At 74.3% G+C, this 14,293-nt stretch carries 12 protein-coding genes and 1 pseudogene; 1 reads left to right on the plus strand and 12 read right to left on the minus strand.

Translation table 11 applies throughout. From position 1 onward, the window contains the following. The 8 genes and pseudogenes from D3A59_RS20010 to D3A59_RS20045 all read right to left on the minus strand — a co-directional run. A pseudogene (locus D3A59_RS20010) lies at positions 1 to 624 on the minus strand (HupE/UreJ family protein); the annotation flags it as partial. Further along, complete coding sequence (locus D3A59_RS20015) at positions 621 to 1,865, minus strand: hypothetical protein (protein ID WP_119157098.1); 1,245 nt, start codon at positions 1,863 to 1,865, stop codon at positions 621 to 623. The pseudogene D3A59_RS20010 and the gene D3A59_RS20015, both read right to left, overlap by 4 nt. Before the next feature lie 68 nt (positions 1,866 to 1,933). Continuing rightward, a complete protein-coding gene (locus D3A59_RS20020; protein WP_119157099.1) occupies positions 1,934 to 2,221 on the minus strand; it encodes a hypothetical protein in 288 nt (95 codons plus the stop codon). Positions 2,222 to 2,234: 13 nt separating this feature from the next. Continuing rightward, positions 2,235 to 3,761 (minus strand): DUF4331 domain-containing protein, encoded by a 1,527-nt coding sequence (locus D3A59_RS20025; RefSeq protein WP_119157100.1) that lies wholly within the window; start codon positions 3,759 to 3,761, stop codon positions 2,235 to 2,237. A 129-nt stretch (positions 3,762 to 3,890) separates the two neighbouring features. Beyond that, on the minus strand, positions 3,891 to 4,583 hold the full coding sequence (locus tag D3A59_RS20030; protein WP_119157101.1) for an anti-sigma factor: 693 nt from the start codon (positions 4,581 to 4,583) through the stop codon (positions 3,891 to 3,893). Position 4,584: 1 nt separating this feature from the next. Beyond that, entirely contained in the window at positions 4,585 to 5,220 is a 636-nt protein-coding gene (locus D3A59_RS20035) for a sigma-70 family RNA polymerase sigma factor (RefSeq protein WP_119157102.1), read from the minus strand. 82 nt (positions 5,221 to 5,302) lie between these two features. Then, positions 5,303 to 6,643 (minus strand): DUF2325 domain-containing protein, encoded by a 1,341-nt coding sequence (locus tag D3A59_RS20040; RefSeq protein ID WP_119157103.1) that lies wholly within the window; start codon positions 6,641 to 6,643, stop codon positions 5,303 to 5,305. Then, positions 6,640 to 6,840 carry a hypothetical protein gene (locus D3A59_RS20045; RefSeq protein ID WP_119157104.1) on the minus strand — a complete coding sequence of 67 codons (201 nt, stop codon included), beginning with the start codon at positions 6,838 to 6,840 and terminating at the stop codon, positions 6,640 to 6,642. Before D3A59_RS20045 ends, D3A59_RS20040 begins: the two co-directional genes overlap by 4 nt. Positions 6,841 to 7,083: 243 nt before the next feature. Between D3A59_RS20045 and gdhA the strand changes: the two genes are divergently transcribed. Then, positions 7,084 to 8,427 (plus strand): NADP-specific glutamate dehydrogenase, encoded by a 1,344-nt coding sequence (gene gdhA / locus D3A59_RS20050; protein ID WP_119157105.1) that lies wholly within the window; start codon positions 7,084 to 7,086, stop codon positions 8,425 to 8,427. A 10-nt stretch (positions 8,428 to 8,437) separates the two neighbouring features. Here the strand turns inward: gdhA and D3A59_RS20055 are convergent, their stop codons facing one another. The 4 genes from D3A59_RS20055 to xdhA form a co-directional block, all read right to left on the minus strand. After that, on the minus strand, positions 8,438 to 9,469 hold the full coding sequence (locus D3A59_RS20055) for a radical SAM protein (protein WP_119157106.1): 1,032 nt from the start codon (positions 9,467 to 9,469) through the stop codon (positions 8,438 to 8,440). A 96-nt stretch (positions 9,470 to 9,565) separates the two neighbouring features. Continuing rightward, a complete protein-coding gene (gene xdhC, locus D3A59_RS20060; RefSeq protein WP_119157107.1) occupies positions 9,566 to 10,369 on the minus strand; it encodes a xanthine dehydrogenase accessory protein XdhC in 804 nt (267 codons plus the stop codon). Then, positions 10,366 to 12,717, minus strand: coding sequence for a xanthine dehydrogenase molybdopterin binding subunit (gene xdhB, locus D3A59_RS20065; RefSeq protein ID WP_419187267.1), 2,352 nt, complete (start codon positions 12,715 to 12,717; stop codon positions 10,366 to 10,368). Before xdhB ends, xdhC begins: the two co-directional genes overlap by 4 nt. Before the next feature lie 22 nt (positions 12,718 to 12,739). Further along, the gene (xdhA, locus tag D3A59_RS20070) at positions 12,740 to 14,221 is read right to left on the minus strand and encodes a xanthine dehydrogenase small subunit (RefSeq protein ID WP_119157109.1); all 1,482 of its coding nucleotides are present in this window, start codon (positions 14,219 to 14,221) and stop codon (positions 12,740 to 12,742) included. Positions 14,222 to 14,293 lie beyond the last annotated feature (72 nt).

A 14,293-nucleotide genomic window follows, 5' to 3' on the forward strand; every position in this document is an offset into this window, starting at 1 on the left:
GAGGAAGAGGATGTGGTCGAGCCCGATCGCGATGTGGTGCAGGCCCTCGCGCAGGAAGGAGAGGAAACCGGCGGCCTGCACGTCGCCGTCCGGCCCCGTCCCGAAGCGCTGCGCCGGGGAGGACGGGCCGAGCACCGCGATCAGCGGCGCGGTGCCCTCCGCGCCGCTCCAGCGCACGATGCCGCGGTGCGCCGGGTCGCTGCGGGCGAACAGCCGGTAGTCCACGCTCACCGAGCGCACCTCGCCGTCGCACGCCAGCGTGCGGGTCAGTACTGCGTAGCTGCCGTCGGTGTGCGTGTCGAGCATCGCCGGCCCGGCGCCCGCGCTGGCGCAGGCACGCTCCCCGGCCCGCACCGTCACCGCCGCCATGGCGAGCGCCTCGATCTCCGGCCAGCGGCCGCGCACCTCGCCCCAGGTGAGGCGTCCGTCGGCGTCCGCATCCAGGTCGAGCTCGCGGTCGAGGTCGCGCAGCGCGATGTCCAGGCGCTGCTCGATGCGCTGGCCGCGCGCGTCGAGCGACAGGTAGGCGTCGCTCGGCTTGTGCGCGGCGGCGCCGAGCGACAGCAGCGCGAGCAGGGCCGTGGCGAGCAGCCGCGGCAGCGATCCGAAGGAATGGGCGTTCATCGCGAAGCCTCCAGGCGGCCGGACACCGGGAGCCGGCGGTCGACGAGGCCGGTCTCGCGCAGGAAGTCGTGCACCGGCTGCGCGGCCTGCGGCCGCCCGGCCGCCGCGGCCGCCTCCAGCAGCAGCCGCGCGTCGGCCGGCTCGCGCTGCACGGCCCAGTTGGCCTGCGCCAGCGCGAGCGCGCGCGGCGGGTCGCGCTGCAGGCGCAGCGCGAGGCGCGCCTCCTCGCGGCGGTGGGTGGCGTCGCCGCGCAGGCGCAGCGCATCGAAGCGCGCGGCCAGCTCCCGCACGGCGTCCGCCGCGCGCGGGTCGCCCAGCGCCTGCAGCGCCTCGGCCCGGCGCAGCAGCAGCGCGTCGGCCCCGTCGCGGCCCTCGAGCAGCCGCAGCACCTCGGCCGGCCGGCCGCGGTCGAGCAGCCAGTCGGCGAAGGCGCCGAGCTCGTAGACCCCGGCGCCCGCCGCGAGGCTCTGCCGGTAGAGCGCCTCGGCCCCGGCGTCGGCCTGGCGCTCGGCCAGCTCGGCGCGCACCAGCGCGAGCCAAGCCGCGTGCGCGGGGCCCGCCTCGCGCGCCAGCGCGGCCAGCAGCGCGCGGGCGCGTGCCGGCTCGCCAGTGAGGCTGAGCAACTCGGCCTCGCAGGCGCGCGCCGGCAGCGCGACCGCCTCGCCCAGCGCCCGGAAGCGCGGACCGCCCAGCTCCCGGCAGGCCTGCGCCGCCTGCGCGTAGCGGCCCTGCACCTGCCACACCGAGGCCTGCGTCAGCAGCGCCTGCGCGCGCACGGGCAGCGGCGCGTCGGGGTCGGAAACCAGCGCGGCGAGGTCCGCCAGCGCCGCGCCGAAGGCGTGCTCGCTCTGCAGCACGATCGCGCGCAGCAGCCGCGCCGGCGCGGGCGGCGCGGGCTGCTCCCACCAGGGTGCGAGCGCGGCGCGGGCCTGGCCCAGCGCGCGCGGGTCGCCGCTGGCGCGCGCCTCGTCGATCGCCTCGCGGGCGAGCCGCAGCGCGAGCGGCAGGTCCTGGGGGCGGGCCTGCAGCGCGGCCTGTGCCGCGCGCCGCGCGCGTCGCTCGGCGGCATCGGGGCCGCCGAGCGACGGCCGCAGCGTCTGCACGACGCTGTCCTCGCTCTCGGGGACGAAGGGCGCCGCGTGCGCCAGCGCAGCGGCGGCTGCGGCGAGAGCCGCGGCGGCGAGGCGGCGCAGGCGCCGTCCCGCAGGCGGGCGGGGGGCGGAGGTCGGGTTCGATGGCATGGCGGGCGAAGCGGGGAAGGGGTGGGGCGCGCGACGGCCGGGGCCGCCGCGCGCGGGCCGGGGGCCGCTCAGGACAGCGGGACGGGCTCGTCGGTCTCGGATGCCGGCGGCACGAGGCCGCCGATGCCCACCGGCTCGGCGTTTTCCGGCTGCAGGCCGGCCACCTGCATCAGGTAGCCGATGAAGTCGGAGACCGAGCGGGCGGCGCTGCCGGGCGCGTCGCCCGGCCCGGTGAGCGCGACCGGGCCCGAGGAGTCCGGACCGTGTCCGCCGTCGCCGCCCCCGCCTCCGCAGGCGGCGAGCGTGGCGGTGGCCGCGAGCAGCGCGGCGGCGAGGAAGGTTCTGGATGCGTTCATGGCCTCGCTCCTGTCACTTCGCGCCGGGGAGCGGCGTGTTCAGGTAGGGGAAGCGGTCCAGCAGCGGCACCACCGCCTGGTCCACCGCGTCGTGCAGCGTCAGGCTGTTCTCCTTCAGCGGCACCGCCTGCGGGTTGCACGCGCGGCCGAAGCCGAGCTTGTCGTCCGTGCCGTTGGCCATGCACAGGCCGCCCATCACCGCGACCAGCGAGATGTCGACCACGTCGTCCTTCGGGCGGCGGCCGTTCGGGTAGCCGGCGAGGTCGCCTTCCAGCACGCCGAGCCGCTTCTGCTGCGCGAACGCCACCGGCGGGGTGGCGGTGTTCAGGCGCAGCATCTCCGACAGCGCCTTGCCCGAGCGCGGCTGGTTGACGCCCTTGATGCCGGTGAGGAAGGTGGTCACGAGGTCGGTGCGGGGGAAGTTGGTCGGCGCGATGTTCGGGCTCGCGAGCGCGATCTCGAGCAGCGCGGGCAGCGTCGGGTTCGTCACGTAGTCGGCGAACTGGCCGTCCTTCGCGGGTCGGGAGGCGTTGAAGCGGTCCTTGTCCTTCAGGCCGATCACCACCTCGTTGACCAGCGGCATGCCCAGGCGCGAGACCTGCGTCCACGCGCCGCCCGCCTTCTCGTTCGCCTGGAGGCCGGAGCCCGGCGAGCCGTCGAGCAGCCGGCCCTGGCGCAGGCTGGCGCTGGTCCAGGCGCCGATCACGTCGTCGCCGTTCGTCAGACAGGACTTGTGGACCTCGAGCGCGAGCGTGGTGACGTTCTTGTCGCCGATCGTGTTCGGCGCGGCGCCCTTGTTGGCCGGGTTGATGATGAAGCCGGCGCTCGGCACGTTCACGAGGTCGAAGATCGCGCCGAGGTTCACCGCGAAGGGGTCCTGGCGCTGGCCGACGAAGAGCTTGCCCGGCATCGTGCAGCCGGGGATGTTGACGCTGTGCACGTGGCGCGCCGCGTAGCCGGCGTAGTCGGGCAGGGTCTTCGTGCCGATGTGGTCCACGGGCTTGACGAAGCTCGTGCCGCCGCCACTGGTGTTCGTCAGCATGCGGGCCGTGCCCTTGCGGCTGCCGCCGCGCACCAGCGTGACGCTGTAGCTCTCGCGCAGGTTCAGCGTGTCGGCGCCGGGGGCGGTGACCTGTCCGGCCTGGATCAGCGGGATCGCGACGTCCTTGCCGCCGATGTTCAGCGCCACGCCGTCGCCGCCGGCGAGCTCGTTCCTGAAACGGAACTGGAAGGTGAGGTCCTCCTGGTTGTCGCCGTCGTTGTCGACGTGGATCTCGTACAGCGCGTTCGGGTCGAGCGAGAAGTAGTTCGGCCCGCCGTAGGGGTCCTGCAGCGGCAGGTAGTTGGCGAGCAGCGTGACGTAGCCGTCGTCGCCGCTGGCGTAGCTGCGGAACATGTAGAAGTCGGTGGCGTCGACCTTCGGCACGGTGGTGATGAAGGGCGCCTCGCGGTGGCTGGAGGCGTGGGCGCCGCCGAGCAGGCCGATCGCGAGCGCGACGGGCGCCATCGCGAGCGCAGGGGTTCGAAGGGAAGCAAGCATCGGGATCTCCCAGGGTTGAGGGCGGGGAGATGTCCCTTACGCAGGGGGATGCGGGCCGGATGCGGCGGCTTCTTTCCCCCTCAGGCCGGAGGGGGCATTGCCGGCGCCGCGCGGCCGGCCGCGGCGGCGTCAGAGGCGCAGCTTGCCGACCGAGACGATCGGGCCGGTCGGCGCGCCGGTCGGCGAGCCGCCGGGCGGCTCCAGGCTGACCGCGAACGCGGCCGTGCCCTGCAGCAGGCGCGGCTGCACCACGGTGGCGCCCTGCTGCGGCGACACCAGGCCCAGCGAGCGCGGCGCGCCGTCCGCCGGCACCGCCCACAGCTCGAGCGCCCGTTCCGCAGAGACGCTCACCGGGCCGACCGGGCGCAGCACCAGCGCGCGGCCGTCGGCGCTGATGCTCGCGACGAAGTTCGCCGCCGCGACGCCGCCCGCCTGCGGGTTCGGGTCGAGCACGACGACGATCGGCGGCTGCGCCGGAGGCGGCTGCATCAGCACGAGGCCGAGCGCGAGCGTCGCGACGAGCGCGCTGCCGGCCAGCCCCTGCCACAGCCCGAGCCGTTGCCACCAGCGCGGCACCGCGGCGGGCGCGGGGGCGCCGAACAGCTGCCGCTCGATGCGCGGCCACAGCGCGGGTGGCGGCGGCACCGGCTCGATGCTGCCGGCCAGCGGCTCGAGCCCCGACTGCCAGAACGCGACTGCGGCGCGCAGCGCGGGGTGCGCGGGCAGCAGCGCCTCGAAGCGGCGGCGCGCCGGGCCGCGCAGCGTGCCGAGCACGTATTCGGCGGCGAGCCGGTCGGCGAGGGCGGGGCGGCCGTAGTCCATCTCAGCCCCCTTTCGCCGTCTCGCGCTCGACCGCCTTCACCAGGCAGGACTTCAGCGCGACGAGCGCGCGCCGCACCCAGCTCTTGACGGTGCCGAGCGGCTGGACCAGGTGCTCGGCCAGCTCCGCATGCGACAGGCCCTGGTAGTAGGCGAGCGCGATGCACTGCTGCTGCTCGCGGCTGAGGTCCTGCATGCAGTGCGTGAGACGGCGCGCCTCGCTCGCCTGCAGCAGCGCCTGGAGCGGGCCGGCGTCTTCGGAGGCCAGCGAATTCAGCATGTCGCGTCCGTTCTCGTCATCGGGGTCCTCCTGCGCGGTGCTCACGGTGCGCGGCTCGGCCTGGCGGCGGCGCAGGCTGTCGATCGCGCCGTTGCGCGCGATGCGGGTCAGCCAGGTGAGCGGCTGGCCCAGCATCGTGTCGAAGCCCTGCGCGGAGCGCCAGACCTTGACGTAGACCTCCTGCAGCACCTCCTCGGCCTGCGCGCGGTCCCGGTTGATACGCAGCACGACGCCGAACAGATGCGCGCTGGTGTGGCGGTAGAGCGCGGCGAAGGCCTCGCGGTCGCCGAGCTTGACGCGCGCGAGCAGCCGCGCCAGCTCGCGGCTGCGCTCGCTCCAGTCCTCGTTGCGGATGCTCATGCGGTTTGCTGCCGTCGCCGAAGGTGGGCGGATTCTAGGCAGCTGCGTGCGGCCGCGCTTGCCGGGGCCCGCGGCCGCGCGCTCAGGACAGGCGCAGCGGCTCCGCGGCCTCGGCGGCGGCGGACAGGCTCGACTGCCCGCCCGACAGCCGCGCCAGCGCCAGCGCGAAGCTCGACACGCCCGAGCCCCGGAACAGCAGGCAGGGCTTGCCGCTGCGCTTGCAGTGGTTCTTGAGCTGGTAGTAGGCGGAGTGGCTGACGCAGTCGGTCGGGCAGAGCACCGCGTCGGCGCTGTGGATCAGGTCGGGCAGGCGCGACAGCGCCTCCTCCTGGCCGCCGTCGTGGTGGATCAGCCGGATGCCGAGCCGCGCGGCGAGCGCGCGGTACTGCGGCAGCAGCGGCGTGCGCCCGCCCACGCACAGCACGCAGTTCGGCGCGCTGCCGCCCGCGGCACAGGAGGCCGCTGCGCCGGGCGGCGCAGCCTCGTCGGCATCGGCGTCGCGCGCCAGCAGCAGCTGCTCGAGCGCATCGCGCTCGGCGGCCAGCGTGTCGCGCTCGGCCGCGAGGCGCTCGGCCTCCTCGCGCGCCGCCTCGAGCGTGCGCTGCAGCTCCCACACCCGCTGCGCGTTGGCGCAGAGCTGCTCGTGGCTGCGCCGCAGCGCGTCGAGGCGCCGCGACATGTCGGCGAAGATCTCGCCGGACTCGAACTGCGCGAGCCGCTCGCGCAGCCGCTGCGCCTCGGCGGCCTGCTCGGCGAGGCTGCCCGTGCGCGCCTCCAGCGCGAGCGCGTGGTCGCGCCAGCTCGCCTGCAGGTGCGCACGCTGCAGGCGCTCGGCGGCCAGCTCGTGGCGCAGCTGCGCGTTCTCGGCCTCCAGGTGGCCGAGCCGCCGCGCGTCGGCGGCCTGGCCCGCGCCCACCTGGTGCGACAGCATGTGCACGTCGGCATAGAGGCGCTGGCGCGTCTCGGGGCTGCTCGCCTTGTGGCAGCAGGCGGCCCACAGCGGCCCGGCCACGTCGCCGCGCGCAAGGTGCTCCTGCCAGAGCGCGGCCACCTCGGCGTCGCTGCGTGCCGACTCGAAGCGGCGGATCGCCAGCGCGTACTTGCGGTCGAGGTACTTCTGCAGCGCCTCGGACATCGGGTTGCGCGTGCGCGAGCGGCCCACCGCCTCGACGTGCAGCGCGAACTCGTCGCGCAGGCTGGCGTGGAAGCCGAAGCGCTTCGCGAAGCGCTGCAGCTCGTCCATCGGCAGGCAGGTGCCGACCACCGGGCAGTGGTGCTTGTCCTCGAGCTCCCAGAGCTTGCGGCGGCGCGCCGCCGCGGCAGCCGGGGGCGCGTCCGGCGCCGGCAGGGCCGGCAGCTCGCCGGGCCCGCCATGCAGCGCGGCCAGTGCCTTCAGGCCGCCGAAGGGATGGGCGGCGCTCATGCCGGCAGCCCCTGCGCGCGGTCCGCGAGCTTGTCGCACATGCGCTCGCACAGCTCGCGCGTGCCGGCGTCCACCTCCGGCAGCGCCGACAGGCGCTCCAGCAGCGCGGCGGCGCGCCGCGCGGCCTGCGCGCAGCCGGTGAGGTCGTGGTGCAGGACCAGGCTCAGGGCGCCGGCCCACAGTTCGGTGCGTGGCATCGCAGTCTCCTGTCTCGGTGTCTCGGATCCGGGTCGCGCCCGGGGGACGTTCGGCGGGGAAGTGGCGGCGGCTGCTGCCCACGCATGCGGAGCATCTTAATTGCGAATGATTCGCAATTGCAAGATGTCCGACCTTGCCGGCCGGCGCGGCGGCACGCCATCTGCCGGGCAGGCGGATTCCCCGGTGCCGCGGCTCGGCGCCGGGCGACACAATCCCCCTGGGACACAGCAGGAGAACCGTTGATGAAATATCGCGACCTCGACCAGTTCCTCGCCGCCGTGCGCGCGCGCGATCCCGACCAGCCCGAGTTCCTGCAGGCCGTGCAGGAGGTGATGGGCAGCCTGTGGGGCTTCATCTCCGCCAACCCGCGCTACGCGGAGGCCGACCTGCTCGAGCGCCTGGTCGAGCCCGAGCGCGTGATCCAGTTCCGCGTCTGCTGGGTGGACGACAACGGCGACACGCAGGTCAACCGCGCCTGGCGCGTGCAGCACAGCAGCGCGATCGGCCCCTACAAGGGCGGCATGCGCTTTCACCCGTCGGTGAACCTGTCGATCCTGAAGTTCCTCGGCTTCGAGCAGACCTTCAAGAACGCGCTGACGACGCTGCCGATGGGCGGCGGCAAGGGCGGCAGCGACTTCGACCCGAAGGGCCGCAGCCGCGGCGAGGTGATGCGCTTCTGCCAGGCGCTGATGCTCGAGCTGCATCGCCACCTCGGCCCCGACACCGACGTGCCGGCCGGCGACATCGGCGTCGGCGCGCGCGAGGTCGGCTTCATGGCCGGCATGATGAAGAAGCTCAGCAACAATGCCTCGGCCGTCTTCACCGGCAAGGGCCTGTCCTTCGGCGGCAGCCTGCTGCGCCCGGAGGCGACCGGCTTCGGGCTGGTCTACTTCGTCGAGGACATGCTCGAGCGCAATGGCATGTCGCTCGAGGGCCTGCGCGTGTCGGTGTCGGGCTCGGGCAACGTCGCGCAGTACGCGATCGAGAAGGTGCTGGAGCTGGGCGGGCGCGTCGTCACGGTGTCCGACTCGGGCGGCACCGCGATCGACGAGGACGGCTTCGACGCCGAGAAGCTCTCGCACCTGATGCACGTGAAGAACGAGCAGATGGGGCGAGTCGCCGACTACGCCGCGGCGCGCGGGCTGCGCTTCGAGGCCGGCAAGCGGCCCTGGGGCGTGCCGGTGGACGTGGCGCTGCCCTGCGCGACGCAGAACGAGCTCGACGGCGAGGACGCGCGCGAGCTGGTGAAGAACGGCGTCAAGTGCGTCGCCGAGGGTGCCAACATGCCCTCGACGCTGCAGGCGGTGGAGGTGTTCCGTGCCGCGCGCGTGCTGTTCGCGCCGGGCAAGGCGGCCAACGCCGGCGGCGTCGCGACCTCGGGGCTGGAGATGGCGCAGAACGCGCAGCGCCTGCCCTGGGAGCGCGGCGAGGTGGACATGCGGCTGCGCCAGATCATGGCGCACATCCACGCGAGCTGCGTGCGCTACGGCACGCTCGGCGACGGCTCGGTGGACTACGTCGACGGCGCCAACGTCGCCGGCTTCGTGAAGGTGGCCGACGCGATGACGGCGCAGGGTGTCTGGTGAGCCCGGCGCGTCAGAACATGCCGCGGTAGAGCGCGCAGCCGCGGCACACCGAGGGCGGCTCGCCGGCGGCGAGCGCGCCGCGGAAGAGTTGCGCCTCGCGGCCGTGCCAGCGCTCGAGCAGGCGCGGCGCGTCCTCGCCGGGCTCGAACACGCGACCGAAGCTCGCGCGGTCGGCGGTCGCGACCATGCAGCAGGGCAGCAGCTCGCCGGCGGCCGTCACGTAGAGCTGCTCGCTCGGCCAGCTGCAGCGCCCGCCGCCGCCGGCGCGCGGCTCGAGCCGCGGCAGGTGCAGCGTCACGCCGAGGCTCGCCGCGAGCTCGCGCGCACGGGCGAACACGACGCGCGCGCGCGGCAGCTCCGCGAGCCCCAGCTCGGCCGACTCGACGTAGCTGCGGATCGGGATGTAGCGCGAGGGCAGCCCGGGCTGCGCGAGGTCGCTGGAGAGGCGCTGCACCAGCAGCGTCGGCACGCGGTGCTCGTGCAGCAACCGGACGAGCGCCGGCAGCTCGTCGAGGTTGCCGCGCATCAGCACCATCACCGCGCGCAGCTCCAGCGCACTGCCGGCCTCGTCGCGCGCGGCGACGATCCGGTCGAGGTTGCGCAGCACCTTCGCGAAGCTGGCCTTGCGCCGCACCGCCTCGTAGACCTCGCGGCTGGCGCCATCGAGCGAGACCGACAGCACCGCGAGGCCGCTCTCCGCGCAGCGCCGCGCGCGCTCGGGCGTCACGAGCGTCGCGTTGGTGTTGGCCGAGACGCGGATGCCGCGCGACGCGGCGAGCTCGACCATCTCGAAGAACTGCGGGTGCAGCATCGGCTCGCCGAGGCCCTGCAGGTGCAGCTCCTCCAGCCCGGGCATCCGGTCGAGCAGCGCGCGGAACTGCGCCAGGCTCATCTCGGCCACCGTGTCGCCGCGCTCGTTGACGGTGCACATGCGGCAGGCGAGGTTGCAGCGGCCGATCGGCTCGATCTGCGCGAAGCGCGGCAGCGGCGGCGCGAGCGGGTCGGGGGAGGCGGAGGGCAGGGCGGTGGCAGTCGGGCTCATCGGCGGACGGTGCAAAGAGATGCTGCCGCTGCGGCAGGCGGCGTGCCCGTTACCGGCGCCGCCCGCGTCGCGGGGACTGCCGCCCCCGGCAGGCGCTCAGCCGCCGGCCGCCTGCAGCAGCTGCGCGACCACCGCGACCGCGAGCACCTCGGGCGCCTTGCCCGTGATGCCCGGCACGCCGATCGGGCAGGTCAGCCTCGCGATCGCGTCCGGCGCGACGCCGCGCTCCTCGAGCCGGTGCAGGAAGCGCGCGCGCTTCGTTTTCGAGCCAATCAGCCCGCAATAGGAAAAGTCGCCGCGGCGCAGCACCGCCTCGACGAGGCGCAGGTCCAGGTCGTGGCTGTGCGTCATCACGAGGAAGAAGCCGCCCGGCGGCGCCGCATCCACCTCGGCCTCGACCGCGTCGACGCAGACGCGCTCGATGTGCGCCGGCCACTCCGCCCAGTCGCTCGGGAATTCCTCCTCGCGCTCGTCGATCCACTGCACGCGGCAGGGCAGCGTCGCGAGCAGCCGGGCGATCGCGCGGCCGACATGGCCGGCGCCGTGCAGCTGCAGGTGAAAGAGCGCTACCTCGTCGGGCCAGCGCGCGAGCTCGCCCGCGTCGAGCGCCGCGTAGCGCAGCCGTACCGCGCCGCCGCAGCACTGGCCGAGGCTGGGGCCGAGCGCGTAGTCGCGCGCGAGCGGCAGCGCGCCGGGCCGATCGAGCAGCTCGCGCGCGAGCCGGATCGCCTCCAGCTCCAGGTGGCCGCCGCCGATCGTGCCGGCGACGCCCCGGGCCGACACGAGCATGCGCGTGCCGGCCTCGCGCGGCGCCGAGCCGCGCACTGCGGCGACCTCGACCAGCACCGCCGGCCTCGCCGCGGCGAGCCAGCCGGCGGCGGTGTGCTTGAGCGCGTTCAAGGCCGCTGGGCCGGCTCGAGGCGTCGCTGCACCGCGCGCAGCACCTGCTCGGGCGTGGCCGGCGCGTCCATGCGCACCGGGTCAGCACGGCTTGGTGCGACCGCCGCGACCGCGTCGCGCATCGCCTCGAACACGCTGATCGCGAGCATGAAGGGCGGCTCGCCGACCGCCTTGGAGCCGTGCACGTTGTCCTCGCGGTTGGCCTCGGGCCAGAGCGCCACCTTGAAGTGTTCGGGCACGTCGCTCGCCGCCGGGATCTTGTAGGTGCTCGGCGCCTGCGTCGTGAGCTTGCCGGCCTCGTTCCAGACCAGCTCCTCGGTGGTGAGCCAGCCCATGCCCTGCACGAAGCCGCCCTCGATCTGGCCGATGTCGAGCGCCGGGTTGATGCTGCGGCCGACGTCGTGGAGGATGTCGACGCCGAGCACCCGGTTCTCGCCGGTGAGCGTGTCGATCGCGACCTCGGTGCAGGCCGCGCCGTAGGAGAAGTAGTAGAAGGGCCGCCCCGACAGCGTGTGCTTGTCGTAGTGGATCTTGGGCGTCGCGTAGAAGCCGTCGGACCAGAGCTGGATGCGTGCGACGTAGGCCTCGTGCACCAGCTCGGCGAAGCTCTGCACGCCCTTCGGCGTCGTCACGCAGCCCTGTGCGAACACGACCGCCTCCGGCGCGCAGCCGTCGCGCTCGGCGACGAAGCGCGCGAGCCGCTCGCGCACCTGGCGCGCGGCGAACTGCGCGGCGCGGCCGTTGAGGTCGGTGCCGCTCGACGCGGCGGTGGCGCTGGCGTTGGGCACCTTGCTGGTGTCGGTGGCGCTGATGCGCACGCGCTCGAAGGGCAGGCCGAGCTCGTCGGCGACGAGCTGGCAGACCTTGGTGTGCAGGCCCTGGCCCATCTCGGTGCCGCCGTGGTTGATCTGCACCGTGCCGTCTTCGTACACGTGCACCAGCGCGCCCGCCTGGTTGAACATCGTCGCGGTGAAGGAGATGCCGAACTTCACCGGCGTGAGGGCGAGGCCGCGCTTGATGACGGGGCTGGTCGCGTTCCACGCGTCGATCGCGGCGCGGCGTCTTTCGTACCCGCAGTCGGCGGCCAGCCGCGCGACCAGCTCGGGCGCGATGTTGTCCTCGACGCGCATCCGGTAGTGCGTGACGTCGCGCCCGGGCCCGTAGAAGTTGCGCCGGCGCACCTCGAGCGGATCGAGCCCGAGCGTGCGCGCGATGTCGTCGACGATGTGCTCGATCACGATCATGCCCTGCGGGCCGCCGAAGCCGCGGAAGGCGGTGGCGCTCTGCGTGTGCGTCTTGCAGCGGTGCGAGCGGATCTCGACGTTTTCCAGGAAGTAGCAGTTGTCGACGTGGAAGATCGCGCGGTCGTTGACCGGGCCGGAGAGGTCGGCCGAGAAGCCGCAGTTCGACGCCATCTCCAGCCGCAGGCCCTTGATGAGGCCGCCGTCGTCGAAGCCGACCGACCAGCGGTAGGCGAAGGGGTGGCGCTTGCCGGTGACGAGGAAATCCTCGATGCGCTCCAGGCGCATCTTGACCGGGCGGCCGGTCTTTCTTGCCGCAAGCGCAGCCCACACCGCGAGGTGCCCGGCCTGCGTCTCCTTGCCGCCGAAGCCGCCGCCCATGCGCCGGCATTTCACCTCGACGTCGTGGGCCCGCAGCCCGAGCGCCTGCGCGACCCAGTGCTGCACCTCGCCCGGGTGCTGCGTGGAGCTGTGGATGGTCCAGGTCTGCTGCTCGCCCGGCACCGCGTAGGCGACCTGGCCTTCCAGGTAGAAGTGCTCCTGGCCGCCGACCGCGAAGCTGCCGTGCAGCACGTGCGGCGCGGCCTCGAGCGCCGCGACGGCGTCGCCGCGCTGCACGTGGATGGTCGGCGCGACCTCGCTGCCGGCGGCCAGCGCCTCGTCGATGGTGAGGATCGCCGGCAGCGGCTCGATGTCGGCGCGCGCGAGCTTCGCGGCGGCACGCGCCTCGTTGACCGTGCGCGCGACGACCAGGCCCAGCACCTGGCCGAGGTACTCGACCTCGCCGGACGGGAAGATGGGCTCGTCGTGCGTGAAGGCGGCGAAGACCGGGTCGCCGGGGATGTCGGCGGCGGCGACGATGGTCACGACGCCGGGCGCGGCGAGCGCCGCAGCGGTGTCGAGGCCGCGCAGGCGGCCGTGCGCCACCGGGCTCAGGATCGGCGCGGCGTGCAGCGTGCCGCGCAGTTCGGGGAGGTCGTCGACGTAGGTGGCGGCGCCGCAGACCTGCGCGCGCGCGCTCTCGTGGGGCAGCGGCGCGCCGCAGGCGCTCGCCGCGAGGTTCAGCTTGTCGGGGGCGTTCATGTCGGGCTCCGGTGGGGAGGGCAGGCGCGCGGCAGCGGCGGGCGGCTCAGCCCAGGCATGTCAGGTCCTCCACGCGCACCGTCCGGCCCTTGCTTTCCATCCAGGCGCGCAGCAGCAGGTGGGCCGCGACGGTGCGCCGGTAGTCGGCCGTCGCGCGCATGTCGGAGATCGGCGTGAACTCGCGCTGCAGCACGTCGGCGGCGGCGCGCACGGTGGCCTCGTCCCAGGGGCGGCCGACCAGCGCCGCCTCGGCCTGCACCGCGCGCTTCGGGGTGGCGGCCATGCCGCCCGCGCCGATGCCGGCGTCGTGCACCCGGCCGTCGCGCAGCTGCAGCCGCAGCGCGAGGCAGACCGCCGAGATGTCGTCGTCGAAGCGCTTCGAGACCTTGTAGACCTTCAGCATCTCGCCCGGCGCGGGGGCGGGCACCAGGATGTGGGTCAGCAGCTCGTCGGGGGCGAGCCGCGTCTGCCGGTAGCCGACGTAGAAGTCCTCGAGCGCCATCTCGCGCACGCCGCGCACCTCGCTCTGCAGCCGGATGCGCGCGCCTAAAGCGATCAGCAGCGGCATCGAGTCGCCGATCGGCGAGCCGTTGGCGATGTTGCCGCCGAGCGTGCCGGACTCGCGCACCGGCAGCCCGGCAAAGCGCGCGGCGAAGGCGTGGATCTCGGGGCGCTGCGCCGCGAGCGCGTCGAAGGCGTCGGACAGGCGCACCGCGGCGCTGATCTCGAGCACGCCGCCGGCCTCGTCGATGCGCTGCAGCTCCGTCACGCCGGTCACGTCCAGCGTCTTCGCATAGCGCTGGTGCAGCTTCGTGATCCACAGCCCGACGTCGGTGGCGCCGGCGACGACCTGCGCGTCGGGGTGCTCGCGCCGTGCCGCCAGCAGCTCGGCGAGCGTGGCCGGGCGCAGCGCGGTGCCGGCGGCGGACGCGGCGGTCAGGCCCTGCCCGGCGCCGTTCAGCTCCCGCAGCTCGTGCAGCTGCCGCAGCACCGCCGCCTCGTCGACGGCGCGCAGCGGGTAGTCGGCCATGCGCTGCGCCGCGTCGAGGATCGGCCGGTAGCCGGTGCAGCGGCACAGGTTGCCCGACAGCGCCTCCTGCGCGACCTCGCGCGTCACCGGCTGCGGCGCCGCGCAGGCCACGCGCTGCTGGTAGAGGCCGAACATCGACATCACGAAGCCCGGCGTGCAGAAGCCGCACTGCGAGCCGTGGCAGTCCACGAGGGCCTGCTGCGCCGGGTGCAGCGTGCCGTCGGCGGCGCGCAGGTCCTCGACCGTCCACAGCGCGCAGCCGTCGATCGAGCTCAGCAGCCGGATGCAGCTGTTGACGGTGCGAAAGCGCAGCCGCTCGCCGTCGGGCTCGCCGAGCACGACGGTGCAGGCACCGCAGTCGCCCTCGCCGCAGCCCTCCTTGGTGCCGGTGGCGCCGGCCTCGTCGCGTAGCCAGTCGAGCAGCGTGCGGCTCGGCGGCACATCGGAAAGGCTCACGACCTCGCCGCCGCGGATGAATCGGATCGCTCGGGTTTGCATGGGAACCTAGGGAAAGTCAGGAGAGGGTGGAAAAGCAAGAGGCGCACCACCGCGAAAGCGGGGCGATGCGGC

The sequence above is a fragment of the Caldimonas tepidiphila genome, assembly GCF_003569765.1.
Lineage (GTDB): Bacteria > Pseudomonadota > Gammaproteobacteria > Burkholderiales > Burkholderiaceae_C > Caldimonas > Caldimonas tepidiphila.